Annotated in this window: 22 protein-coding genes; 5 read left to right on the top strand and 17 right to left on the bottom strand. The window is 41.9% G+C overall.

Annotation, left to right across the window (positions count from 1 at the left end; genetic code table 11):
• Positions 1–212: 212 nt before the first annotated feature.
• From NSS76_RS04785 to NSS76_RS04750, 8 genes are all read right to left on the bottom strand, one after another.
• Positions 213–770 (bottom strand): glycerol-3-phosphate responsive antiterminator, encoded by a 558-nt coding sequence (locus tag NSS76_RS04785; RefSeq protein WP_024425304.1) that lies wholly within the window; start codon positions 768–770, stop codon positions 213–215.
• Between the two features lie 159 nt (positions 771–929).
• Positions 930–2270, bottom strand: a complete 1341-nt coding sequence (locus NSS76_RS04780) for an aspartate aminotransferase family protein (protein ID WP_341081027.1) — start codon at positions 2268–2270, stop codon at positions 930–932.
• A 255-nt stretch (positions 2271–2525) separates the two neighbouring features.
• Positions 2526–4118 (bottom strand): PucR family transcriptional regulator, encoded by a 1593-nt coding sequence (locus tag NSS76_RS04775; protein WP_341081025.1) that lies wholly within the window; start codon positions 4116–4118, stop codon positions 2526–2528.
• A 33-nt stretch (positions 4119–4151) separates the two neighbouring features.
• Positions 4152–5069 (bottom strand): AEC family transporter, encoded by a 918-nt coding sequence (locus tag NSS76_RS04770; protein ID WP_341081020.1) that lies wholly within the window; start codon positions 5067–5069, stop codon positions 4152–4154.
• A 79-nt stretch (positions 5070–5148) separates the two neighbouring features.
• Positions 5149–5565 carry a VOC family protein gene (locus NSS76_RS04765; protein ID WP_122632197.1) on the bottom strand — a complete coding sequence of 139 codons (417 nt, stop codon included), beginning with the start codon at positions 5563–5565 and terminating at the stop codon, positions 5149–5151.
• A 199-nt stretch (positions 5566–5764) separates the two neighbouring features.
• On the bottom strand, positions 5765–7303 hold the full coding sequence (locus NSS76_RS04760; protein ID WP_012009394.1) for a bifunctional GNAT family N-acetyltransferase/carbon-nitrogen hydrolase family protein: 1539 nt from the start codon (positions 7301–7303) through the stop codon (positions 5765–5767).
• 15 nt (positions 7304–7318) lie between these two features.
• Positions 7319–7984, bottom strand: a complete 666-nt coding sequence (locus NSS76_RS04755; protein ID WP_024425309.1) for an HAD family hydrolase — start codon at positions 7982–7984, stop codon at positions 7319–7321.
• A 311-nt stretch (positions 7985–8295) separates the two neighbouring features.
• Positions 8296–8643: a DUF5365 family protein gene (locus NSS76_RS04750; RefSeq protein WP_024425310.1), complete on the bottom strand. Its 348-nt coding sequence runs from the start codon at positions 8641–8643 to the stop codon at positions 8296–8298.
• Between the two features lie 109 nt (positions 8644–8752).
• On the opposite strand from NSS76_RS04750, the gene NSS76_RS04745 reads away from it, so the two are divergent.
• Positions 8753–9661, top strand: a complete 909-nt coding sequence (locus NSS76_RS04745) for an RluA family pseudouridine synthase (RefSeq protein ID WP_341081012.1) — start codon at positions 8753–8755, stop codon at positions 9659–9661.
• 37 nt (positions 9662–9698) lie between these two features.
• Here the strand turns inward: NSS76_RS04745 and NSS76_RS04740 are convergent, their stop codons facing one another.
• The 3 genes from NSS76_RS04740 to NSS76_RS04730 all read right to left on the bottom strand — a co-directional run bounded on the left by NSS76_RS04740 (position 9699) and on the right by NSS76_RS04730 (position 16682).
• Entirely contained in the window at positions 9699–10265 is a 567-nt protein-coding gene (locus tag NSS76_RS04740) for a class D sortase (RefSeq protein ID WP_041089565.1), read from the bottom strand.
• A 46-nt stretch (positions 10266–10311) separates the two neighbouring features.
• Positions 10312–13215, bottom strand: coding sequence for a 5'-nucleotidase C-terminal domain-containing protein (locus NSS76_RS04735; protein WP_341081011.1), 2904 nt, complete (start codon positions 13213–13215; stop codon positions 10312–10314).
• A gap of 86 nt (positions 13216–13301) precedes the next feature.
• The gene (locus tag NSS76_RS04730) at positions 13302–16682 is read right to left on the bottom strand and encodes a CheR family methyltransferase (protein WP_341081008.1); all 3381 of its coding nucleotides are present in this window, start codon (positions 16680–16682) and stop codon (positions 13302–13304) included.
• A 144-nt stretch (positions 16683–16826) separates the two neighbouring features.
• Here NSS76_RS04730 and NSS76_RS04725 point away from each other — a divergent pair, with 144 nt between their 5' ends.
• Positions 16827–17471: a spore coat protein gene (locus NSS76_RS04725; protein WP_041089559.1), complete on the top strand. Its 645-nt coding sequence runs from the start codon at positions 16827–16829 to the stop codon at positions 17469–17471.
• A gap of 24 nt (positions 17472–17495) precedes the next feature.
• Here the strand turns inward: NSS76_RS04725 and NSS76_RS04720 are convergent, their stop codons facing one another.
• On the bottom strand, positions 17496–18368 hold the full coding sequence (locus NSS76_RS04720) for a hypothetical protein (protein ID WP_332284738.1): 873 nt from the start codon (positions 18366–18368) through the stop codon (positions 17496–17498).
• A 156-nt stretch (positions 18369–18524) separates the two neighbouring features.
• Entirely contained in the window at positions 18525–19031 is a 507-nt protein-coding gene (locus NSS76_RS04715; protein ID WP_034623898.1) for a YhcN/YlaJ family sporulation lipoprotein, read from the bottom strand.
• Between the two features lie 151 nt (positions 19032–19182).
• Here NSS76_RS04715 and NSS76_RS04710 point away from each other — a divergent pair, with 151 nt between their 5' ends.
• Positions 19183–19581: a spore coat protein gene (locus NSS76_RS04710; protein ID WP_341081004.1), complete on the top strand. Its 399-nt coding sequence runs from the start codon at positions 19183–19185 to the stop codon at positions 19579–19581.
• A gap of 34 nt (positions 19582–19615) precedes the next feature.
• On the opposite strand, the gene NSS76_RS04705 is transcribed toward NSS76_RS04710, so the two are convergent.
• Positions 19616–19996, bottom strand: coding sequence for a hypothetical protein (locus tag NSS76_RS04705; protein WP_024426614.1), 381 nt, complete (start codon positions 19994–19996; stop codon positions 19616–19618).
• Between the two features lie 96 nt (positions 19997–20092).
• Here NSS76_RS04705 and NSS76_RS04700 point away from each other — a divergent pair, with 96 nt between their 5' ends.
• Both NSS76_RS04700 and cspB read left to right on the top strand, forming a co-directional pair.
• A complete protein-coding gene (locus NSS76_RS04700; RefSeq protein ID WP_149125824.1) occupies positions 20093–21184 on the top strand; it encodes a GGDEF domain-containing protein in 1092 nt (363 codons plus the stop codon).
• Positions 21185–21395: 211 nt separating this feature from the next.
• Positions 21396–21596, top strand: a complete 201-nt coding sequence (gene cspB, locus NSS76_RS04695) for a cold shock-like protein CspB (RefSeq protein WP_008349061.1) — start codon at positions 21396–21398, stop codon at positions 21594–21596.
• Positions 21597–21709: 113 nt separating this feature from the next.
• On the opposite strand, the gene NSS76_RS04690 is transcribed toward cspB, so the two are convergent.
• The 3 genes from NSS76_RS04690 to NSS76_RS04680 are packed head-to-tail and all read right to left on the bottom strand — an operon-like array spanning position 21710 to position 24244.
• Positions 21710–22069, bottom strand: coding sequence for a hypothetical protein (locus NSS76_RS04690; RefSeq protein ID WP_025093303.1), 360 nt, complete (start codon positions 22067–22069; stop codon positions 21710–21712).
• Between the two features lie 13 nt (positions 22070–22082).
• Positions 22083–22607, bottom strand: coding sequence for an NAD(P)H-dependent oxidoreductase (locus NSS76_RS04685; RefSeq protein ID WP_024425322.1), 525 nt, complete (start codon positions 22605–22607; stop codon positions 22083–22085).
• Positions 22608–22624: 17 nt separating this feature from the next.
• On the bottom strand, positions 22625–24244 hold the full coding sequence (locus NSS76_RS04680) for a DHA2 family efflux MFS transporter permease subunit (protein WP_024426617.1): 1620 nt from the start codon (positions 24242–24244) through the stop codon (positions 22625–22627).
• Positions 24245–24275: the final 31 nt, after the last annotated feature.

The following is a 24275-nucleotide window of genomic DNA, read 5'->3' as shown; positions in this document are numbered from 1 at the left end:
AATTCCTCCTCTGGTTCAGTTGCCATCCCCTATGAATGTGTAAAAAAAGATAAAGAAAAAAGATCCACAACAAACATACTTTACATCAGGGTCATTTGTCACCTAGTAAAGCGCTGTTGTGGATCTCCATTTCTCCATCACATGATATTAACTTAGTGCTATAGTATCAGAGGATGAAAACGTTGTCAATCAATTTTCACATTTTATCTTTTTCACTTTTGGAACGCTTTCCAAAGGGCTGTATTCGATGTTGTCACAGCTGTAGCTCCTGCTTCAAGCGCTCTTTCTACGTCTTCTTTTGTACGGATAAACCCGCCTGCAAATATTGGAATCCCAGCTCGCTCGCGCACTTCTGTAATTAAATCCGGTACGACTCCTGGCAATACTTCAATAAAATCTGGGCGGTGTTTTCCTACGAACTCCATGCTTTTTTCCATCGCACTTGTATCAAGTAAAAACATTCGCTGAATGGCATATACCTTTTTTTGCTTGGCTTTTACTATGACAGAAGACCTAGTAGAAATAATTCCTGCCGGCTTCATTTCCTGACAAATAAATTCCGTTCCATACTCATCATGTTTGATCCCATGAATGAGATCGACATGGACAAACATTTTTTTATGATGGGCATTTGCCTCATTCATGATGCCCTTTAGCCGGCCTAAATGCACATCAAGTAAGACCCCATATGTAAATGGACTTTTTAAAAATTCCTCAAATTGCTTCATATTGCGAACAGCAGGTAGAATGGGTTGATCATGAAAACTCATATGCCGTCTCCTTCTAAAGTGTATTGGTTCAGTCTTCTCCTAACAGTAATAGAATCTCTTCTATTTTTCAATACACCTAGTGTATCCAATGCTGATTTTACCTAGTAGCATCTTAACGTATGTGCCTTTCCCATAGAAAAAAGCAGAGAAAGCTCTCTGCTATAACTGTGCCATACTTTCTTTTAACGTGTTGATAATAAATGAGGCGTCTTCATTTGTTATATTTAGCGGCGGTGCAAGCTGGGCAACGTTATTATAGCCGGCAACCGTATCACCATTTTTCCCGATGATCAGTCCGCGTTTTTTACATTCTGCAATCAATTGACCGACAACCTGTGGATCAGCCGGTTTTTTAGACTGTTGATCCTGAACAAGTTCAATACCAAACAGCAGGCCCTTCCCTCTGACATCGCCGACAAATGGATGCTCTTTTAACTCTTGCAAACGTTCAAGCATGTCTTGCCCCAGCGTGTCAGACCGTTCTACTAATTTCTCGTTTTCCATGATCTCTAGGTTGGCAAGGGCAACCGCACAAGAAGCAGGGTGACCGCCAAATGTATTTACATGGCGCAGCCTGTCATACGTATCTTCCCCTGCGTACGCTTCATAGATTTCTCGTTTCACGCACGTTGCAGAAAGAGGTAAATAGCCGCTTGTGATCCCTTTTGCCATTGTGATAATGTCCGGCTTTACTTCCTCATGCATAAAACCAAACCGCTTCCCTGTCCGGCCAAATCCGCAGATGACTTCATCCACAATGAGAAGTGCTCCATGAGCCTCACAGATGTCTTTGACCCTCTTCAAATACCCTTTCGGAGGCATTAAGATACCGCCGCCTGTAATAATCGGCTCCATAATGACCCCAGCAATGGTCTCACTTAGTTCCCACGTCATGGCTTGATCGATTGCCGCTGCACTTGCCAATGTATCTTGATCCTCAGGATGACGATACATATCAGGCGGTGCGACATGGATAAAGCCTTGACCTAATGGTTCATATTTATATTTACGCTGCGCCTGCCCCGTTGCAGCAAGAGCTGCTGCGGTATTACCGTGATACGACCGATACCTGGAGATGAACTTTGTTCTTGTGCTCTCTCCTTTTTGCGCATGATATTGTTTGGCGATCTTAAATGCGGCTTCATTGGCTTCAGAACCGCTGTTAGAAAAGAAGATGACATAGTCCCCGCCAAGCCATTCATTTAGCTTTTCAGCCAGCTGAATCGCTGGCACATGGCTTTGCGTCAGCGGATAGTAAGGCATTGTATTTAGCTGCTCATATGCCGCTTCTGCAAGCTCTTTTCTGCCATAACCGGCATTTACACACCAAAGACCTGACATCCCGTCTAAATAGCGATTCCCATGAATATCAGTCACCCATGCGCCTTCTGCCTTGTGAATGACCATGCTTTCATTTTCCTTGTTTGTCCCTTTCATATGATGCCAGATCAACTGATCATCTTTCGCCTGAAGATTTTGAGCCTGCTCATGTATTTTCATCTTCCCGACCCCCATGTATCCGTTTTCATCATTAAAGAAGCTTAAACCGCTTCAGCAGCACATTGCCCCTCTATTCATTATATGGCTGAAAAGGGAGGCATATGAAACTGAAACTAGGCCGCCCGTAAGAGAGAACCAACCATTACTTTCATTATAAAAAAGGGGCCGGGCCCATTACATTAGACAGATCGTCAACTGATTGAAAAGAATCGTAAGACACTCTACTCGGATGCTTAGCAAATCTAACATACTTCGTTAACGGTCATTTCCTTGCAGGAATTCATATGCAAGAATCGCAAATTCAAGCGCCTGTCGTTTCGGTGCCTGCATCATATCCTCGCCAAGCAATGCTTGCAGTTTATCTAGTCTATGATAAAGCGTCTGCCTGACAATATAGAGCTGGCTTGCAGTTTCCTTTTTAGAACCGTTTGTCTGTAAAAAGATATTCAGCGTTTGATAAAGTCTTCCGCTATTTTGCTTATCATATAAAATGACAGGCTCCAAATACTCTTTCACCATACATTCAAGCAGTCCGCTTTCCTTCATGACAGGCATGAGACGGAGCATATGCAAATCTTGATAAAATGGGCTTTCCACACGCTGGGGCATCACTTTCTTTAAATGCAGCACTTCTTTGGCTGCTTGAAAGCTTTTTCTCATATGCTGAAACTGTTCACAATATGGACCGATGCTAAAATTGATCACAGTTCCGCGGGGCTGCTCGCGCTCATACAATTGTTTGATATCACTCGCAGCCCTCTCTGCACGCTCTTTCCAATCCTCCTTCTTTCTCGTGTTCAATAAAATAAACAAGGTTTGTCCTTGATGCTCATAAGGAATCAAATGGAAACCCGCTCGCTGAAAGATAGAGCGGCACGATACGAGAAAATATAGATTTCCTGCGATTTCTTCGATTTGATGATGCTTTTGAAAGAGCATCACCACACAGCCGGTTGGCTTTTTCAATCCTTCTGTTTCTTCAAGATGCTCTAAAATATCTCTTTCTGTATGCTCTTCTTGGAACCATTTTTGCAGCCATTCGTTCTCTTTTGTCTTCTTCAGCTCTTCTGTATAAAGCTCTCTTAGCGTTTGCTGGGCAAGAGCATTTGCCCCTTTATCCATTACGAGCAGTTCGAATTCTGAGAGTGTGTTTGTTTGATGAATGAGCACAAGGTCTGCAAATGTCTGCTTGAGTGCAAGCACTTCTTTTTTGGTCACTTCGTATCCTTTTGGCAAGGAAGCAAACTGTAAATAATTCATGACCATCTCTTCGGTTTGTTTGGAGGAATCACATAAAATAATCGGCTCCCCCTGAACAGGAATGAGTAAAAGAATGCCCCTTACGTGCTGATACACTTGATCCAAAATATCCATCTGCGGATGGGGAGTCAGCAAAAGCTCATTCAGCTTTGATGATAGTGCTTCTAGATCAGCCATCATTTGATACTGGCGTTCAATCATCATCGTATGGAGATGCTGTGTGATGTTGACGAATTTCACTTCTTTTGTAAACAAAATCAGCGGAAAATCTCTTTCTTCTGCATACGCAATCAGTTCTTCCGGCACATCGAATCTGAGCGGAACAAATTCAATACATAAGCCTGCCGCACCAGAATCGATCAGCTGTTTTAAAAATGCTTGAAACACATCCAATTGATCATGAAAGCCTGCGGCTGTTGTTAGGATGAGCTCTCCCCCATTTAACAAATCTTCTACAGCAGGTACTTCTAGCACATGGACCCATTTGACCTGCCGAAACAATCCCTTTTCTCCTGCTAACACTTTTGCATGGGCAAAATACTTTGTTTTCAACACATCACTCACTTGAAAATGAACATCTGCATTCATTGATATGTCCCCCTTTGTTTTGCCGTCTATCCCCTATCCCAGAGGGTGCATAGATAAAATCCATAATAAAACTGGTAATGTCACGATGCTTAAAACGGTACTGAGAAATGTCGTGCTTGAGACAAACTCAGGCTTCGTTCGAAATTGTACAGCCATGAGCGTGGTATTTGCTGCTGTCGGCATGGCTGCAACTAAGATCATAATTTGTTTCACTAGATCATCTACCGGTAAAATGAGTGTAAAGCCAAATGCGATGAGTGGTGAAATAAACAGCTTCAGCAATACAGCATAAGAAATATTGCGATAATCCACTTGCTTAAAAGAAATGACGGCGAGCTGCATGCCTAAAATAAGCATAATCGTCGGTATGGCGGCATCTCCCACAAGCTGGACACCCGTCATTACCTCTTTAGGTAGTGTAAGACCCATCAGCTGAAATAATAGACCGAGGAGTGCCCCATATGCAACCGGCATACGCAGCACTTTTTTCAGCACGACCTTCCCATCCCCTGCATCCTCTCCGCCCTTTGCTGCATAATACATACCGATCGTACTCATAACAAGCTGCTGCAGCACCATTAAGACGATGGCAATATCTAAACCTGCTGCTCCGAAGACAAGCAGGACAACAGGCGTGCCGTAATTCCCATTGTTCATAAATGCTGACGACAGAATCATGGCACAATACATTTCCTTCGAATAACCATAAATACGAGATAAAATAAAGACACATAAAACAAGTGAAAGACAAAGTCCGACGACAAAAATAGATAGGTACACATAGTCCATCGATACTTTGTTTTGATAAAAGGTTTCAAACGCAAGAAATGGTGACATTAAATATAAAGACATTGATGAGAGCGTATGTATGTCAAAACCAATAGCCTTCTGCCCAATATACCCGATAAGGAAAATACCGAACACTGGCAGTAAGACAAGTAAAAACTCCATGCTGCACCTACTTTTCTCTAGATGAATTCCTATTCTCCCTCATAATCATACCACTGTTAAACAATAAAAAAGAAGCACCCTATGAAAGGCCGCTTCTCTCCTCATCCAAATAGAACACTTCCCACAAATGACCATCAAGATCCTGAAAGCTCCAACCGTACATGAACCCATGATCCTGCTTTTCCTTAAACGGTGACCCGCCTGCTGCCATCGCCTGCTCCACCAGCTCATCGACCTCTTTTCGTGAATCAACCCGCATAGAGACAATGACCTCTGATCCCTGCCTTGCATCCACCAATTGTTTTTCTGAGATGGTTTGAAAATGCTTATGGGTTAACAGCATAACCGTAATGGTGTCACCAATGACCAAACAAGCTGCCTGATCATTCGTCAGCTGCTCTTGAAAGTCAAAACCCAGCTGCTCAAAAAAAGCCTTTGATTCCTTGACATTCTTTACCGGTAAATTGATATACAAATGTTTAGCTTGTCGTCCCATGTTCCTCTCCTTTTTGAACACATGATCTCCTTTCAGTATATTCAGATTTTGCTCCGGCATCCCTTTATCGCATGAAAAAATAAGCTCTCCATCTTATTTAAGCAAAAAATGATGATGAATCTTGAACAGGTAGCAGCGCTCGTGCTACTACTATGTCTCTTAATCAAAAAAAGCGCCTTGTGATAGGCGCTTCTTTTCATTATTTCTTATATTCAATATGGTACACGTCTCTTCTTCGGTCTTTGAGCTGACGTACCGTTCCATCTTGCCGCTGTCTTCTTAAAATTTCTAAATCGACATCGCCAACGACAACCATTTCTATATTTGGATTACATTCTCCTACAATCCCATCTCTTGCAAATTCAAAGTCAGATGGGGCAAAAATTGCTGACTGTGCATATTGGACATCCATATTTTCGGTTTGCGGAAGGTTTCCGACAGTTCCTGAGATTACGGTATAAATCTGGTTTTCAACCGCTCTAGCCTGAGCACAGTAACGCACTCTTAAATAGCCTTGGCGGTCTTCTGTACAGAACGGAGTAAAAATAATTTTCGCTCCTTTATCAGCTGCAATCCGAGCAAGCTCAGGAAATTCAATATCGTAGCAAATTTGGATCGCAATTTTACCACAGTCTGTATCAAATACCCGAACCTGATCACCTGCTGAAATCCCCCACCATTTTCTTTCATTCGGTGTGATATGGAGCTTATATTGCTTTTCAATTGTTCCATCACGTCTAAATAAATAAGCGATATTGTAGATTTTCCCTTCCTCTTCAACGAAATGGGATCCGCCAATGATGTTAATGTTGTACTTCACAGAAAGGTCTGTGAACAAATTAATGTAGTCCTCGGTATATTCTGTGATCCTTTGTACTGCAAGACTTGGGGAGCGCTCCTCTAAGTAAGACATGAGCTGCGTTGTAAAAATTTCTGGGAATACGGCAAAGTCAGCTGACGCATCTGATGCGACATCAACATAATACTCCACCTGATTCATGAATTCCTCGAAGGAATGAATTTGTTTCATCGCATATTGAATGACGCAAATACGAACTGGGAATGCCGATTTATAATATCTCTTCGATTGCGGACGATAATCGACGTTGTTCCATTCCATTAACGTCGCATATGTGCTCGATGCCTTATCATCCGGCAAGTAATTCGGATTGATCCGCATGAGGCTGAATTCATTTAACAGCTGAAAAGATAAAACAGGATCATAAATTTGGTGAAGCATGACCTGCTCCACATATTGACGAGGCGTCATTTCCTCTTGGTATTTATGATAATTCGGGATGCGTCCGCCAATGATAATGCTTTTTAAATTTAATCTTCTCGCTAAGTCTTTTCTTGCTTCATATAAACGATGGCCAATTTTCATGCGGCGGTATTCAGGACTAACCATCACTTCAATTCCATACATATTCATCCCATCTGGATTATGGTTAGTGATGTACCCATCATCTGTGATGTCCTGCCAAGTATGACGGTCATCGTATTCATCAAAGTTAATTAATAAACTTGAACAAGAGCCAATGATTTCTCCCTCAAATTCAGCACAAAACTGACCTTCTGGGAAATGCTCAAGATGACTTTCAAGGTGCTCTCGTTTCCAAGGGTCCATGCCCGGAAAGCATACCTCCTGCAAGGCGATGATTCGGTCAATATCTTCTTCCCGGATATTACGGATCACCATTCTTTTTTCAAACCGCGTTAAATCGAGTTTTTCTGCCATGATGTTTTTGCCCCCTTACTGATCCTCTTTTTCAAGCTGATGGAATAGCTGGAGCAATTCGATTTCAGCCATGGATTCTAATCTGACATCATATTCTTCAAACTGCAGCGTGCTCGTCACTTTGTTTGGGACGATGACGCATTTCATGCCTGCGCGTTTGGCAGCAATTGATCCATTCACTGAATCCTCAAATGCCACACAATCCTTTGGCTCTACACCTAAGCAGCTTGCGGTCTGCAAATAAAGCTCTGGATTTGGTTTGACTTCTTCCACATCATCTGACGTGCGGATACATTCAAAGTAATCGAAAAGACCAATTTGCTTCAGGTGATCAGACACCCATTTATAGTCTGAGCTGGAAGCAAGTCCAATCTTGATCCCAAGCTCCTTCGCTGCCTGTAAATAAGCTTCTACGCCAGGCCGTGCTGATTCATCCTTCATTCTCTTTTGAAAACGAGAACGCCGGTCCGCTGTAAGTGCCTCATGATCGAGCGTCTTTCCTAGCTGCTTTTCTAAGTATTCAAAAGGCTTAAAGCCTGCCTGCGTCCCGATGACGTTGCCCCATACAGAAAGAGGCAGCTCCGACTCATGCTCTGCAAACATTTCTTGTAAAACTTCATATTCATGTGTTTCTGTATCTAAAATTAATCCGTCAAAATCAAATATAATCGCCTTTACCAACGAGGCCACTCCTTTTTTTTACAAAAGTCTTTAATATGATACTCAATGCTATCATATCGTGAATAAAATTGACTTTCAAAGATGAATGTCTGCTAAAATAATTATGTATAAAAGGAGCCTGTACCAATTTTGTCAGGCTCCTACCCGTGTTCGGTTTATTCTGCAAGAGATCCAAGCGCTCCGATTCGTGGAGAAATAGGCAATGTTGAAAAAGAGCGGGTTTGGTATTACAGATCTAAAGGTTTCTCCGTTCCCTTAAAAATAGTATGTGCGGCAGCCTTGTAAGTTAACAAGGAAGTTCACACCAACTTTTACGCATTTTGAAGACGGCGGCTGGCAAAATCGTCTAAATCAAATGGAAAAGAAAAGCCGCATGCATTGACCTGCTCACGGTTTCGCTCGAATAGCTCACGATCACGCTTTGTAATATGGCGTTTAGGTTTTACAATAATGGTATGTAATAGCTGAAGTCCCGATAAAATACGAAAAGCATCGTCCATCGTTCCGTTATAAACCCCTTCAACAAAGGTCAGCGGGCGTTCTTGTTGACGCGCAGCTGGGTTTTCACCGACAGCATGGGATAGAAGATCTTCAACATCCTTTGATATTTCTTCAATTGCCTGCTCTTGCAGGTCTGTAGCAGCTTTCATTATTCTCACGTGGCATCTACCTCTCTGTCGTTATTTCTCCATTCAGAATAGCACAGAAAAAAAGGCGTTCGCCAAGGTAAGTGTTTCCTATATATACCCAAAGAGAGGAACGAATATCATGAACATTAACGGACACACGCTCTCGCTAAAAGCAGGTGAGCAGGATCATGACACTTCACTGAGTCAGTTTTTAAAAACAGCCGTGTCGGCCTCAAAACCGATTATCCATTTTTGGATGGAGCATCAAAAAATACGTTTAAATCAAAAGCCTGCCCATCACGCGGCAAAAGTCAGTACAGGCGATCACATCCTGATCGATTTATTTGAAACGGAAGAAAGTGATGTGACGCCTGAATATGGTGAATTAGAGGTGCTCTTTGAGGACGAGCACTTATTGATTGTGCAAAAGCCCGCTGGACGACCAACGCACCCGAATGAAAAGGGACAAACGGGCACACTGGCAAACCTTGTGGCCTTTCATTTTCAAGCAAATGGCGAGGAAAAGCGAGTGAGACATATTCACAGACTAGATCAAGACACAAGCGGCACGGTCATTTTTGCCAAACACAGATTAGCTCATGCTGTGCTTGATCAAATGCTTTCTAAAAAAACGATCAGCCGAACCTACATCGCCATCGCAGAAGGACTTTTCAAGAAAAAGAAAGGCACTATTGATGCAGCGATCGGTCGTGACAAGCATCATGCCGTCAGACGAAGAATCTCTCCTACTGGTCAAAATGCTGTCACTCACTTTCAGGTCATGGACATCAATAAACGCCTGCAAATGACAGCCGTCAAGCTGCAACTTGAGACGGGAAGAACACATCAAATTCGAGTCCATCTTAGCAGTCTTGGGCACCCTTTAGCCGGAGATACACTTTATGGCGGAGCTCGTCATCATATCAACAGATGCGCTCTCCACGCCAAACAAGTAGACATGACACATCCTTTTACAGGTGAGCAACTGAGCATAGAAGCACCGCTTCCACTAGATATGTCCCAGCTCATGGACGAGATCATTCATTAAAAAAGAGCCTGCTGATTAAATGCAGGCTCTTTCTTCATTAGACAGATGCTCTTTTTGCATAAATAATGTACCGCTCTGGTGCATTGCCGACGAAATGAAATGGATAGCATGTCGTTAACACGAGCTCTTCCTTTTTATTCTGCAAAGTAATAATGGATGTATCATGCTGATCCACGATTTTCGTATGTGTGATTTCATAAACAAACTCACCATACGGCACAGTGATTTTCAGCTGATCGCCAATATTCAATTCACCTGTTCGGCGAAATACCGTGTCACGATGGCCAGATAGGACGATTTGTCCCTTTTGATCAGGGTAATAACTGCCTTTGTAATGCCCGACTCCTTTGGCAAGATCATCCGCATCTGTCCCTTCGACAATGGGTAGGTCTGCTTTTAATTTCGGAATCGTCAGGATGCCAGAGGCTTTCCCCACATCAGGAGAAAACTGCTTCTTTGACATCCCCTGATCGTCCGCTACCGCTTTCTTCGCGTCTTCTAATGATTGTGCTGTTTGAAGGTGCGTAGAGGCGATTTGCCAAATTCCCCAGCCGAGCAAGACAATTCCTGCTGTCATCACAGTAAGTGCAAGCCACTTTTTCATGCTTAAACTCCTTTACCTGTTACATTTCTCTTAGATGATACGCTCTTTAGCTTGCTGCTTTTTCTTCTTGTTTTGCTTTTTGAATGCGTCCCTCTTTTTGATACACAATGGAAGCTCCTTCAAAGCTCTTCACAAAAGCGACAGTGGCTTCTAAATCCTCTGGGCCTGTTTCAGGATTTTTCCCCAGCCTTCCTATCGGTGCATACTTACTGCCAGTTGCAGTTGCCATAAAGTTATTCACCGTGAGTGTATATGTTTGATCGAGCGCAACGGCTGATCCATCTGGCAGCTTTAAGTCGACTACTTTATATGTTACCGGATCATAGGAATATGAAAAGCCCGAAATGCTATAATCTGGTCCAAATTGAGGAGAAATTTGCGCTTCAATGATCTCAGCCAAGTCTTTCCCCTTAATCTCAAGTTTAACTAATACGTTGCCAAAAGGCTGAATATTAAACAGATCTCCCCACGTAATCGGCCCTTTTTCAAGGTTTTGTCTGATGCCGCCGCCATTCATCATGGCAAAATCACTTTTCATAGAATACCTCATGCCATCAGCAATCAAATTACCGAGCGGCGTGTCTCCATCATTTGAATAGCCGCCTTCCATTTTGATACCAGCTTCTCCAACTACCTCACTAATAATCGGCTCAACTTCTTTCCCGTAATGAGCCAAGATGCCGGCTGCTTCCTTGTCCTTTTCAATACCAGATTGGTCTACATACTGGATATTTGCACTCTTTTTGACAATATTCTTCGTTTTGCGGTCAAGTGTTACATTGACCTCACCAATGGCCTTCCCATATTCAAAGGCTTGAACAATTAATTTCCCATTGACCTCTCCGTTTACCACTTCGTGATTATGCCCCGCAAAGATGACATCAATTTCATCATCGCCTTCTTTGGCAAGCTTCGCATTTTCTCCAGTGATGGTGTCTCCATTTTGTGAGGCTGTCATATGAGCTAAAACCGCTATGGCCTTGATCCCTTTTTGTTTTAGTTCCTGAGCGGCTTCATTTACGGCTTTGACTTCATCTGTAAACTGAATGTCTTTAATCCCTTCTGGCATGACCATTCCTGCGGCTGACTTTGTTACAACACCGATAAATGCTACAGGAATTCCTTCGACATCCATGATTTCATAAGCAGGTAAAAGTGGTTTGCCTGTATCCTTGTATTCACAGTTTGCACAAACGAGCGGAAAATTCTGCCCGTCATATCCCTTTGTGCCTTTAGGATGATCTCCACCATTTATGATACGTAATAGCTCGTCCACCCCTTCATCAAATTCATGGTTGCCGACGGTGCCAACATCAAAGCCAATGTTCTCCATGAGTTCAACTGTTGGTTCATCTTGCAGAAGAGACGATATTGGAGAGCTGCCGCCAATCATATCTCCAGCATGGACTGTAATCGTATTTTTGTTTGCTGCTTGTTTCTGTTTCATATAAGCCGCCACATAATCCATCCGTCCGTACGTCCCTTTATTGCCATCACCTTTCAGATCCAGTTCGTATTGTTGATCAATTTTTCCGTGTAAATCATTCATGCTTAAAATGGTTAATGGGACTTCCCCAGCTTCCTCTGCCGGCTGATAGCCAGCCTGTTCTGCTTCTTCTTTTGAAGCAAAAAAGATGCGTTTATCTACAGCGATTTCTTTCCAGCTGTCAGGCGATACGTACGTTTTCGCTGATGAATCACCGACGTAGCGTGTCAGTCCTTTTTTCTGTTCACGTGCTCTAAATTCAAACGGCTGTTCCAGCAGCGGGTCCGCTTCGTTCCATATGCCCAGCCCTTTTTCTTTTGCCTCTTTGACAGCTTTTTGGAACGTCTGATAGTCCTTTTCATCTCCAACCGGCCAGATGAAATACGTAGGGGCATATCCTTTTTTTACAAGCTCTAAATTCGTATTAACCCCTTTTTTGGTTTTCACTTGAGCTAAAAGACGTCCATAGCCGTCCTTCGCTTCAGGACCAATCTTTAATGTGACTTTATCTCCGCTTGAAAGAAGCGTATTTAAATAGTCCGCCGCCTTTTGTCCAAAACGCAGCTGGTTTTGATCTAATTCATTTTTTGGCTTATGGTACGTTTCCGGCGTGTCCATATTCACAAAGCGCACTTTTGTTGTACCAAGCACAGGCTTCTTTAAATGAATCGTATCTCCATCTACCACCCGGTCAACCGTTGCATCGTATTCTTTCTTCATTTTTGGCGGCTTTGGCTGGCGTTTCAGCAGACTGACATCACCTTTGTGTCTTGGAAGCACCTGCAGCGTATCATATCTGCTTAACACTCCTGTAAACTCATACCATTTCCCTGTCTTTACTTCATCAATGGCACTTGTATCCACCATCACTCTAAGGATGGTGCTGTGATATTTTTTATCAATGATCACTACATTGTATCCACCGCCAGCCGGCTGCTCTGGTTTTGATTCAACATAGCCTTTGACCTTCACAAGTTTTCCTTCATGTTTACGTGCCTGATCCGTTTCTAGTTGTTTCACGGAGACTCGCTTCGGTTTTGGCAAAGTTTGATTCACACCATCGATCTTCAGACGGTCTCGATCCGGCACAATTTCAATCAGTCCTTTATAAGACGTGATCTTCCCCGTTACTGTCACCTTCATGCCTGCTTTTAGTTCTGGGAAATTGCTTTGCTGTGCTGAATAAATATTGATTCCAGCTGATTTGTCTTGAATGTACGTTGACAGTTTCCCATTGCCTATAGCCGATTGGTCTGCTGTCACAATTCCACTCACCGTCACCGTCTCTCCGATCAGCTGACGGGCTTTCTTGATTTTCATTGGCTTCTTTTGGTTCCAAACCGTTTCCTTCTTTTCAGACGCAATGGCTTGTTCTGCTGTGATCATGCCAGGCAGTAAGGATTGCAGACTAAAGATCACTAAAACCAGACAGCAGATCATTCGAATGGATTGAACACGTTTCATTAGACCCTCCCCTTCCGAGCTTTATCTCTCATAGTGTACTAAGTAATTATTGATGGTAGATGGATTTCTTGTAAATCTTATGTCTTTCAGCTCATTGGAAACGTAATAATCACTCGTGTCCCCTCAAAGCTTTTGCTTTCAAAACGAATGCTGCCGCCATGGCTTTCAATGATTTTAATCGTCATCATTAAACCAAGGCCAGTCCCTTTTTCTTTCGTTGTATAAAAAGGTTCACCTAGTTTCCCTATTTCGTCTTCTGGTATGCCCTTTCCCTGGTCTTCAAAAATCAGCATCATCTGATTATGTTCCAATACGGATGTGACTTGAATGACACCTGTCACACCATCCATCGCTTCAATACCGTTTTTAAGAATGTTTAAGAAAACTTGTTTCAGTTCATTCGGTATACCTTGAATGTTTGGCAGCGACGGAGACAAATTCTTCTGAATAGACACGCCTTTTAAAACCGCCTGTGATTCAACGACCATGATCACTTCTTCGAGCAGAAGATTGACATGTACCGGCTCAAATTTCACCGATTTGCTTCTAGAGAGCACAAGGAATTCATTAATAATCGCTTCAAGCCGATTAAATTCAGACATCATGACATCTGCATAATCCTTCTGATATTTCTTACTTTGAATCATCAGCTGTAAAAATCCCTTTAACGACGTCAGCGGGTTCCGTATCTCATGGGCGATGCCGGCTGCAAGCTGACCAACTGCGGACAGCATCTCTGACTTCATCAGCATCTTCTCTGACTGCTTTTGATTGGTAATGTCCTCTGAAATCCGCATCACGGTTGACTGCATTTTGTCAGGATCATCAATTCGGTGTAAAGAGACCCTCTCCCATCGTTCACGGCCTGATATATCCTGAAAGTACAGCTCACCAGTCCAGCTGCCTTCTTTTAAACAAACGTCCCATTGCTTTTCTAAATCATCACATTGACACAGCGAATGATAGACAGAAAAAATATCTTTGCCGATCAGGTCATATTCATGCTGCTGTACAAACTGGCAAAAGCGCTGATTCACGCATTGGATGACCCCTTCCTCAGTTGCAACAACAATATGGATATGGCTGTTATCCAGTGCTGTTACCGCTAGATGGAGTGACTGTTTGATTTTTGTCATTTCCGTCATTTTAATCCACGTCATCACCGCTCCCTCATGATCTTGATCAAAGATAGGTGTGATGTGAACAGTGAATTGTTCTCCTTCATTCGTCTCAATTTCTCGTTCGATGACGCGCCTGTTCAAGATAACCGATTGTATGTCATGATAGAGCGTTTCCTGCGTAAGCTTCTTAGCCATCGCCTGAAAGGATTGCTGTTGCCTTATTTGAGCTGAAGTAAATAAAGAGGCGGCTGTAGGAGTGTAATAGCGAATATTCATGTCCCGGTCCACAAACAACGTCGCAAGCTGAGGCTTAACAGAAGGTCTATACAGTTCTTCCCTTGTTACCCTTAAGTTGTTTATGATATTAATAAAATGTTCATGTTTTTTCTCAAGCTCCGCTATTTGCGTGTTTTTCACTTTTAATTGAGCCCTTGCCTCCTGCTCTTTTTGTTTAATTTCATTGAGTTCATTTTCTAAATCGACAATACGCTGTTGATAAACTGAATTCTGATCTGGCATCCCTTTTTCCCTGCTGTTCTCTTGAATTTTCCCTCTCTCATTCATTCGAATGAGAATGACGTATACCCCTTTAAAACGGTGATCAAAACTCTTTACAATAAAATCCGCATACTGCTTTTTTCCTTTTTCCGAAATGAGAACATGCTGAAACACAACCTCTGTCTCGTCCGTCCATACCTTTTGAAAGGTTTGACTCAACATCTCTTTCAAATAATCAGGTGTGACATATTCACATGATTGATCTGACACTTCTGTACGGTCTAAGAAGGAATAGGCCCCATTTGACATCGCCAGAATTTTGTCACAATCATTGATCACCATGCATGCGTCATATTCTCCGCTCACTTCTTCCATATATTGTGCAGCTCGCTTTTTTAACTCGGCATCACGAGCGTCATATACCCAAGGGACACTAGATGCAGGAACATTTGAATAGGTGTAAATGTTCCACTTCTCATTGAATAATTGAAACAATCGAGGAATATTGGGAACAGTTTCATTTGGCCCTAAGATTAACACCCCTTGCTCTTTTAAAGCATATTGGAATCGGGATAATACTCGTTTTTGTACTTCTGGCTCAAAGTACATCAGAACATTTCGGCAACTGATAAAATCGAGGTGGATAAAAGGTGAATCAATCAATAAATTGTGAGGAGCAAAAACAATATGTTTTCTAAGCGACTGCTTCACAATAAAAGCGTCACCTTTTTTTTCGAAATATCGCGCCCGCCATTTTTCCGGTATGCTTGCCATAGACTCTATCGAATAAAGACCTTTACTAGCTATTTGAATGGCTTTTCGGTTGATATCTGTCGCAAAGACTTGAAGTTCAATGGACACATCTCTTCGCTTCATTTCTTCTAAAACTAAAATCGTAAAAGAATAAGCTTCTTCCCCTGTCGAACATCCCGCAATCCAAATTCGGCATCGAGATTTCCCGTTGTTCATCGAATGGTCAATGATTGACGGGATCACCTTCTGTTCACATACTCGAAAAGCCTCCATATCTCTAAAGAAAGCAGTCGTGCCGCTTAGGAGCTGGGCATGCAGGCGGTCAAGCTCATCTGGTTCTCTTTCTAATAGACGATCGTACTCTGTTAATAATGACATCGGTTCGTCTGCGGTGCGCATGCGTTTTTGAATAACAGAAAGCAGCCTTTTCTTTTCATAGGTTGAAAAGGCAATCCCTTTATACATTTCAAGACGTTCAATGATTCTTAGTAAAGCTGGATCCGCCTCATCCACATGCGGGACATTGATGATATTGGCCATATAAGCTGCAAGGGTGGATGGATTTTTGAATGTGTGATGATACATGCTGTCAAAACCACTCTCTACCTCACTGCATGATAAAGCTGTACCGCCTTGCTCAACCAACCGAAGCAATCCACTCCCCACACAATGACCTTTTTGAAAAAAGATCGCAAACGCCTCTTCCTTTTGAACACTGGCAAGTGACTTAAAAAGCGAGTCAACAGAGCATGCCTTGTTTGTTGGCAGCTGCTCTGATACATGAAGCCGATGATCTTCTGTTAACGTCACAGCCGCATGCTGCGGACAAAAATAGATGGTCTTCTTCATGACTTTCTCACCATGTTTAATCGTTTTTGCCCGGTAGCCAATCGGTAAAACAAGTGCTTCTAAATCTGTTATACAATCGCCTGTCACATGATTTTGCACAACAATAAAAGAGGCATTTAATTCAGGTGGCAACGATTGAAAAAAAGCCTCAAGATGATGCTGTTCAAACGGCGAAACACCGATGCCGATCACTGGTGCCTGCACATGTTCGTCTTCTATCAAACGATTAATGATTTTGTCCTGCATCTGGTACCCCCATGTTCATTCGTCTGATACTTTTTTTCGACAAAAAGAAAGAAAACCCTCTAATTGTAAATAATGTTTTTTGCATGAAAACGAGAAAACATCCTCACATTAAAACAGAATGTATAAACAAAAGGAGGAATCTCAATGCAAAACGATCAGCAGCCAATGTTTCAAGGAAGCGCTCAGCAGCCTGAACTCAACCATGGCGGGCATGAATTATTCGATTTACATGAAATTTTAGCCGGCACGATTAATATTTTGGATCAATATATGATCCTGCGGCAATTTATTCAAGATCCTGCATTATCCGACATCTTGGATCGACAATATCAATTCGTTTTATCTCAGTACAATGTCACTGTAGATTGTTTTTCTACAGGCCAAAAGCCTAGTGAAGAAACCGCTACTTATATGATGAAAGAACACACACAAGTGACATACGGAATCAAACCTTCTCAACCGAAGAAGCCGAATCAATCATTACAGGATGTAAAAGACTTAGGCATCACAGGACATATGCTCAGCCTAGTCAAATCACACGCTGGGTTACTTTCCATGTCCGCTTTAGAAGTTACAAACCCTGTCGTCAGACGTGTGCTAGCTGCGCAGATTCCAAACTTTATCGAAATGGCCTATGAAATTTTCTTGTATCAAAACAAGCATGGCTACTATCAAGTTCCTCAGCTTTCCAAACAAGACATGACAGCCATGACATCAGCTTTTGCACCGCTTCAGGGGCAGGTTCAAATGCCTCCTAGCAAGGCCGATCAACAAAAACCGCTTCATTAAAAAAACGGCTGACCCCTACTCTGGTCAGCCGTTTTTTCTTTGATACATCACTTTAAACTGTTCTTCAAAATCTGTGAGCCTCTCCCCAGTCGCCTGTTCAAAGCCGCTAGCAAATTGGCCCGTTTTCGAAGTTTCCTCCATGATCTCATGTATGATGTCTCGTCCGTAAAGCTGCACCAGCTCATAGATCATATAATAGCTTTGTAAATAAACATCTGTCTCATACGTTACCCGGGAGTTCTGCCAGTCCTGATCAGAATGAAGAGAGTGAAATGGAATCACGTCGAAGCGTTCAGACGTAGCATTTAACACGTCATAGGCCGTCCACTCTGCTGTTCCTTCGTGGAACCAAAGCGGAAAAATGCCTGGAGATACTTCATATGAATGGACCTTTTCATAGAAAACAAAATGAGCATACTCATGAATAAAAAGCGAATTGAAAAAGTATAAAGGCAGTGTCTCTTTCTTCAATAATGCTTCCCGTTTATCTGGATATAACCCAATCATTTGATCATGATCAGAGTAAAATCCGGTTATATGCTTAATTCCAGCCATTTGTTCGATCGTCTCTTTATCATCAAAATAAATAACGTCTAAAGGTCTGTCAGCTTCAAACTGAAACACTGACGCTGTTCTCTTCTCTGCCTGTTTCATGGCCTCTATGGTCAGATCAACAAAAGCATCCTCTTCCTCTGCATAGTAGATTCGAATATGTTCATAGACTTGCTTATTGAGTCCCTCCGTGATAACCGTTTTAGGAGAAGACTGCTCCAAATATTGTCCTGTCAGCTGAAACGCAACATAAATCAAGTACGCGGTGAAAGCATAAAAAATCAGACCTGCTGCAATCATCCCGCTTACAAGTTTTTTATGAATCAATGACGGCCTTGCTTTCATTTGCTCCCCACCTGAATTCATCCTGCACCCTCTTTCTCTCTCTATGAAGAAACAAAGATCAACAAGAGGTGATATATTTTTTACTTTATGCAGTCAGGTGCGCGAGGTGCGGTTCCAAACAAAAAAGCCGCATATGACATACGGCTTTTGTCGTAGCTATTTTGATTCAGGGAAGACACGTCTAACCGTTTCAGTAAATTCATCGAAAAATCCTGAAATCGGCTCTCCGCTTTTAATACGTTTTCCATAACCTTGCATACGATCGACAAAGTCTGGATTAGCAGATACATACACGTTGTCGATTTGTTGATCCGTTGATTTGACTTTGTCTGAAATTTTCTTTTTCAGATCGTCCGTCACATCACCGCTTTTATTGCCTTCAAGTACAACGGCAACAAATGCATTTTTTCCTGTGACAAGTACGTTCGCTGTTTTCACTTCAGACATATTGGCTACGAGCTCTGACGCCTTATCTGACACTTTGACCTTCTGAGGTGTTTGAACATCTGGCTGATCCTGCCTCATGTTGTCATTCTTATATGTGACATTTTCATACTGCCGTTTCATTGTTCCTCTACGCTCATCGCCTTGGTTGTTCATTCCACACCCAGCGGTGATTAATGTTGGCACGAGCAGTAAAGATAGCATCCATTTCTTATTCATCAATTATTCCCTCCTTTTGCTCATAGGTTTTTCATCCAGACGGCTTTTTATGCACATATCCTCTCTTTCCGCAAAATGAATTCATAATTCAGCTGTGATTGGTCATCCTAAACTTGATGAAAGATCATCACGATCAAATGGAGGGATTCGTTTGTTTAAAAAAAGAAAAGGTATGAGCACTGGCGCAATGATCGCAGTATCAACAGCAATCATTGCATTATTCTCCCCGGTTTTACAAAGAAGGCTGAAAAGCATGACACAAATGAATATGTCTTCAATGATGAAAGGCGCAAACCATCAGCACCAAGATTCATCTCGTCATGAGTCCCGCTCACATAAGGAATCAAAAGGAACAGGTGAAGTTGGCCAAATGATCAAGCAGGCATTCACAGCTGTCCAGCCAAATCAAACGAACCAGCACCAATCACCATCAAGAACTCATCAGCCAAGAGAGTCTTATGCGCAATCTCTACACATTGATGAAAGTGTGATGAATGTGATGGATGATGAATCGATCCAGCAAGTCATCAATGACATCGAGCACAAATAATAAAACAGGAGCCTTCATAAAAAGAGGCTCCTGTTTATTCTCCTGAAAAATGTTCTTTGACCATAAGACAAAAGGAAGGTAGAAATGTGATTTCGATTGTTGTGATGAAGTCGTCATGATGCTCTAATATCAGCAACAGCTCCTTTTCTTCCTTCCGATCTTTTTTAATCTCTACATGCTGCACTGTTTTAAAATCATATATTCCTAAAACGGATTCGGTCTTTTTTCGAACGACGTTTAAGCTAAACTCCTTCATAGCAAGCGACATGTTCACAACAAATCGCTCCTCTTGATTCTCGAACCGAAAAGTCAAATCTTGATATTCAACCGGCATTTCTTTTTCAAATCCGGCATCTGGCATTTTTTCAAAAAAAGAAAGCCAGTCTGTTTGATCTGGAAAGCGCTTTCCTCGCATTTTCTTCAATTCCTCATCATTAAAATTTTTATTAATTATCTTTTTTCCCCTTTTCTTTTGCAACAAATTTTAGTAATTTTAAAAAGGTGATTCTATTTGCTAAGAGACCTCTTTATTAATTTAACAATTCTTGTTACTTTCCATTACTTATTTATACTTGTGTTTAAAGAGAATTTTCTAAAGAAAGAAGATACCTTGCTCAGACAAATATGCAAAGGCATGCTTTCTGGGTTACTCGGTGTCCTTTTAATGTTCTTCTCTATTAAAACAGGACCAGCGATCATCGATTTAAGACATATTCCCCTTATTTTAACGGCCTTTTATGGAGGCATCGCCCAAACAATGATTGCAGCTTTTGTTGTGATCATTGGCCGATTATTAATTGAAGCCAATATCGCTTCTTCCATCAATATTTTTTCCATGATGTTTATCGCAGCCGCTTCTTTTTTGATTGCAGAGCGTCATATGAATCATGTTGTGAAAATGCTGTTATCCATTACGATTGGTAATGTTGTTGCCACAAGCCTGTTCATCTTGATCGTGCATGAGACATCATTTCAGCTGCATTCTACTTATTGGATTTTCTCATATATTGCTGGATTGTTTAACTTTTATGTCATTGAGCATCAAACAAAAGCATATCAGCTGTTAAATTTGTATAAATTCCAAGCTCATTATGACTTTTTAACAGGTGTTCTAAATAAACGGAAATTCGATGAGGTATTAAGTGATGCTTTTACTAAGAAGCTGAAGCAGCCTTACCATCAAATGTCCCTTATTTACCTAGACATCGACTACTTCAAAACCATCAATGATCAATATGGGCATCATGAGGGAGATATCGTTTTAAAAGAAATCGGTACAAGGCTGATTAAAAACACAAGAAGCTCTGATTATATTGGGCGGATTGGCGGTGAGGAATTCGCTGTCTTTCTACCAAATTGTACAATTGAAAAAACATGGCAGATTGCAGAACGCTTGCGAAAAAAAATAGCCGATCAGCCGATTTATTTAAAAAACGGTCTGTCCATTCACACTACGGTATCAATTGGATGTGCTTATTCTCATGGAACTGGTGCAGACATCAAGCAATTACCGATTATAGCTGATCAGGAGCTCTATAAAGCGAAGGAGTCCGGCCGAAATCAAGTGAGCTTTTCAGAGAGAAAAAAAGACCATTTGACATAGGCATTTTCCTCAATTTGTTAGCACTAATTATTTTTAAAAAAGTTTTCGTATAACAGTTGTTTTTTCCCGCAAACACTGGTAAAGTAAAGGTAATTATTTTTGTTCGTATCATCTTTAAGAAGAAAGTTTTGAAAGAGTTTTCGTCTTTGAAGTTTGTGTAAGAGCAAGAATAGTGAATTTAAGCGTTAAGATCGCTTTAGGAGGAAATTTCATGTTAGAAGGTAAAGTAAAATGGTTCAACTCTGAAAAAGGTTTCGGATTCATCGAAGTAGAAGGTCAAGACGATGTATTCGTTCACTTCTCTGCTATCCAAGGCGAAGGCTTCAAAACTTTAGAAGAAGGTCAATCAGTTTCTTTCGAAATCGTTGAAGGTAACCGTGGACCACAAGCTGCTAACGTTAACAAAGCGTAATTTAAGAGCATCTGCTCTTTTAGCACTTTATAGAGTGAAGGAAAACCGCCCGGCTTCTGCCGGCGGTTTTTTTGTACCATAAAAAAAGAGAACCTGATGAGAGGTTCTCTTTTTTATTTGTCCTTCTGCTTTAGCTTCTGCAATGCAGAACGATACATATCATCATTCATTTTTGTCTCTGGTTCTTCTTCTTTGACAGGTGGTTCTGGCTGCTTAAACTTTTGAAGCGCCTGTCTATAGAAATCGTCGCCAGACGCAGCATCATCCGTTTGAGAAGGCTCTGACGCTTTTTTTTCAACTTCAGGCTCTACATGTCTCGCCACAGCTTCTGGCTCGCTATGCGGCACGTCAGGCTGTTTGGAGACATCTTCTTTGATCTCTTCCTTATCGGCTGATGCGTGTCTGACATTGAACGCTACTAATCCAATAATGACTAGAACAGCAGCTACTAACGCTACAATAATCGTCGCCAAAAGAACCCTCTCCTTATCGCTTAAATGATGCAGTGACTGATGCTACACGTCTTCCTAGTGCTTTTCCAAGTTCAATGCCTTCAGTCGAAATCAATTCATCTGAATCGATCGGACATGTCACACCAGCTCCATAGTAAGAGCCGTATAAAGCATTCTCTGGAACATTTCCAGGAAGACCGACAACAAGCATTCCTTGGTGGAACATTGGTGTGATCAAATTATGCATTGTCATTTCTAAACCGCCGTGTGTTGTAGCAGTTGTACAGAAAACAGCACCGACTTTATCGATTAGTTTTCCTTCTGCCCATAAGTAGCCGAGACGGTCAATCCATGTCTTTAACCCAGAACTAATGGTACCAAAGTGACCAGGGCAGCCCCAAATGATCGCATCCATTTGATCAAGCTTGCGAATATCCGCATCTTTCACGTGATCAATGAATACTTCAGCTTGCTCTGTTTCACCCGCGCCTGCTGCAATCGCTTCTGCAAGTGCTTTTGTATGGTCACCTTCACTATCGTATACAACATAAATTTTCATGTACGGTCCCTCCACACTTATCTTGCATCTTGGTTTGCTTCCTTAGGTGCTGGAAGCAGTGATATTTCTTGTTTCTTATGCTGCTGTTCTTTTCGCTTTTTATCCTTACGAACATCTCGCAGGAACAAGCTGAGAATGACACCAGCCGCACAGAATAATGTCACCCACATATAAGCATCATTGATACCCATCACGTTTGAATCAATCTGTGCTTTCGTAAAGAGCTGGGTGGATACATATTTTTGAGCAGCTTCTGCTGTCATACCCATATGATGCATCACATTCGATACAGCCGCCTGGAATGAATTCATAAAGAACGGGTCCGCTGTATTTGTTTGATCCGCCATATTGGAATAATGGAATGTCGTCCGATTCGTATAAATCGTTGTGATCAAACTCGTACCGATGGAACCGCTAATTTGTCTTAATGTATTAGACATCGCTGTACCATGGCTGTTTAAGTGCTGCGGTAATTGGTTCATCCCTGCTGTCATAACTGGCATCATCAAGAGTGACATACCAAATGCACGTACTGCATACATGAGCACTATGTGACTATAGGAAGTATCAATGGTCAGCTTTGTAAACTCATATGTCGTGACAACGGTAATGAGCATCCCCACTATGGCAAGCGGACGAGGTCCAAATTTATCAAACAAGATTCCTGAAATCGGGGACATAATGAGCATCGCAAGTGCCCCTGGAAGCATTAATAGCCCAGATTGCAATGCCGTAAACCCAACGAGGTTTTGCAGATAAATCGGAAGTAAGAACATCCCCGTATATAAGGCAACCGTAATAATGATGTTAATGACACTTGATAATGAGAAAATGCTGTATTTAAATACGCGGAAATCAAGCATCGGATTATCAACTTTCAACTGTTGGAAAATAAAGAGAATGATCGCAATCGCACCAATAATAATCGTAGATAAGACGATCGGATCTGTCCAACCATCACTTCCTGCTTCACTCACTCCGTATAGAAGGGAGGCAAAACCGACGATTGAAAGAATTGCACCAAGACTGTCCAGCTTGATTTTTTTAGGCTCTACAATATTTTTAAACATAAAGAAAGCCGCGATAATGACAATCGCACCGATTGGCACAAGTCCATAAAACATAATACGCCAAGAATAATGTTCAATAATGTAACCAGATAATGTTGGTCCTACTGCAGGAGCAAACATCATCGCAAGACCAAAAATCCCCATTCCTTTCCCTCTGTTTTCCGGAGGGAAAATAAAAAGGATTGTTGTCATGACAAGCGGCTGTAAGATACCGCCGCCGACAGCCTGAATCAAACGGCCGATAAGCATCGTTGAAAAGTTTGGCGCAATGCCGCAAATAAATGTACCTAGTGTAAACGAGATCATAGCCACTAGGAATAAGCTGCGCTGCCCAAAACGTGTGATTAAAAACGCAGACAACGGAATCAGCACACCGTTGACAAGCATGTAGCCTGTTGTCAGCCACTGAATCGTCGTTGCACTCACATTAAATTCTGTCATTAAATGGGGCATGGCTACGTTCAAAAGCGTTTGGTTTAAAATCGCTACGAACAAACCGGCCATTAAAATGATCAGTAAAGACAAGGAGCCTGTTCCCTGTTTTGTCGCTGCAGGTTGATTTGCCATCTCAGACAACCTCCTTTCATTTTTTGATATC

It is taken from the genome of Bacillus sp. FSL R5-0654, assembly GCF_038008745.1.
In the GTDB taxonomy this organism is placed as follows: domain Bacteria; phylum Bacillota; class Bacilli; order Bacillales; family Bacillaceae; genus Bacillus; species Bacillus safensis.
Note: the sequence above shows the minus strand (reverse complement) of the source record. Positions and strands in the feature narration are given on the sequence as shown.

Coding starts and splice junctions, on each gene's coding strand:
- NSS76_RS04785 (WP_024425304.1), bottom strand. CDS start 770: ATGAGTTTTCATGATCAACCCATTCTACCTGCTGTTCGCAATATGAAG.
- NSS76_RS04780 (WP_341081027.1), bottom strand. CDS start 2,270: ATGAAAATACATGAGCAGGCTCAAAATCTTCAGGCGAAAGATGATCAG.
- NSS76_RS04775 (WP_341081025.1), bottom strand. CDS start 4,118: ATGAATGCAGATGTTCATTTTCAAGTGAGTGATGTGTTGAAAACAAAG.
- NSS76_RS04770 (WP_341081020.1), bottom strand. CDS start 5,069: ATGGAGTTTTTACTTGTCTTACTGCCAGTGTTCGGTATTTTCCTTATC.
- NSS76_RS04765 (WP_122632197.1), bottom strand. CDS start 5,565: ATGGGACGACAAGCTAAACATTTGTATATCAATTTACCGGTAAAGAAT.
- NSS76_RS04760 (WP_012009394.1), bottom strand. CDS start 7,303: ATGGCAGAAAAACTCGATTTAACGCGGTTTGAAAAAAGAATGGTGATC.
- NSS76_RS04745 (WP_341081012.1), top strand. CDS start 8,753: ATGAACATTAACGGACACACGCTCTCGCTAAAAGCAGGTGAGCAGGAT.
- NSS76_RS04740 (WP_041089565.1), bottom strand. CDS start 10,265: ATGAAAAAGTGGCTTGCACTTACTGTGATGACAGCAGGAATTGTCTTG.
- NSS76_RS04735 (WP_341081011.1), bottom strand. CDS start 13,215: ATGAAACGTGTTCAATCCATTCGAATGATCTGCTGTCTGGTTTTAGTG.
- NSS76_RS04730 (WP_341081008.1), bottom strand. CDS start 16,682: ATGCAGGACAAAATCATTAATCGTTTGATAGAAGACGAACATGTGCAG.
- NSS76_RS04725 (WP_041089559.1), top strand. CDS start 16,827: ATGCAAAACGATCAGCAGCCAATGTTTCAAGGAAGCGCTCAGCAGCCT.
- NSS76_RS04720 (WP_332284738.1), bottom strand. CDS start 18,368: ATGAAAGCAAGGCCGTCATTGATTCATAAAAAACTTGTAAGCGGGATG.
- NSS76_RS04715 (WP_034623898.1), bottom strand. CDS start 19,031: ATGAATAAGAAATGGATGCTATCTTTACTGCTCGTGCCAACATTAATC.
- NSS76_RS04705 (WP_024426614.1), bottom strand. CDS start 19,996: ATGCGAGGAAAGCGCTTTCCAGATCAAACAGACTGGCTTTCTTTTTTT.
- cspB (WP_008349061.1), top strand. CDS start 21,396: ATGTTAGAAGGTAAAGTAAAATGGTTCAACTCTGAAAAAGGTTTCGGA.
- NSS76_RS04685 (WP_024425322.1), bottom strand. CDS start 22,607: ATGAAAATTTATGTTGTATACGATAGTGAAGGTGACCATACAAAAGCA.
- NSS76_RS04680 (WP_024426617.1), bottom strand. CDS start 24,244: ATGGCAAATCAACCTGCAGCGACAAAACAGGGAACAGGCTCCTTGTCT.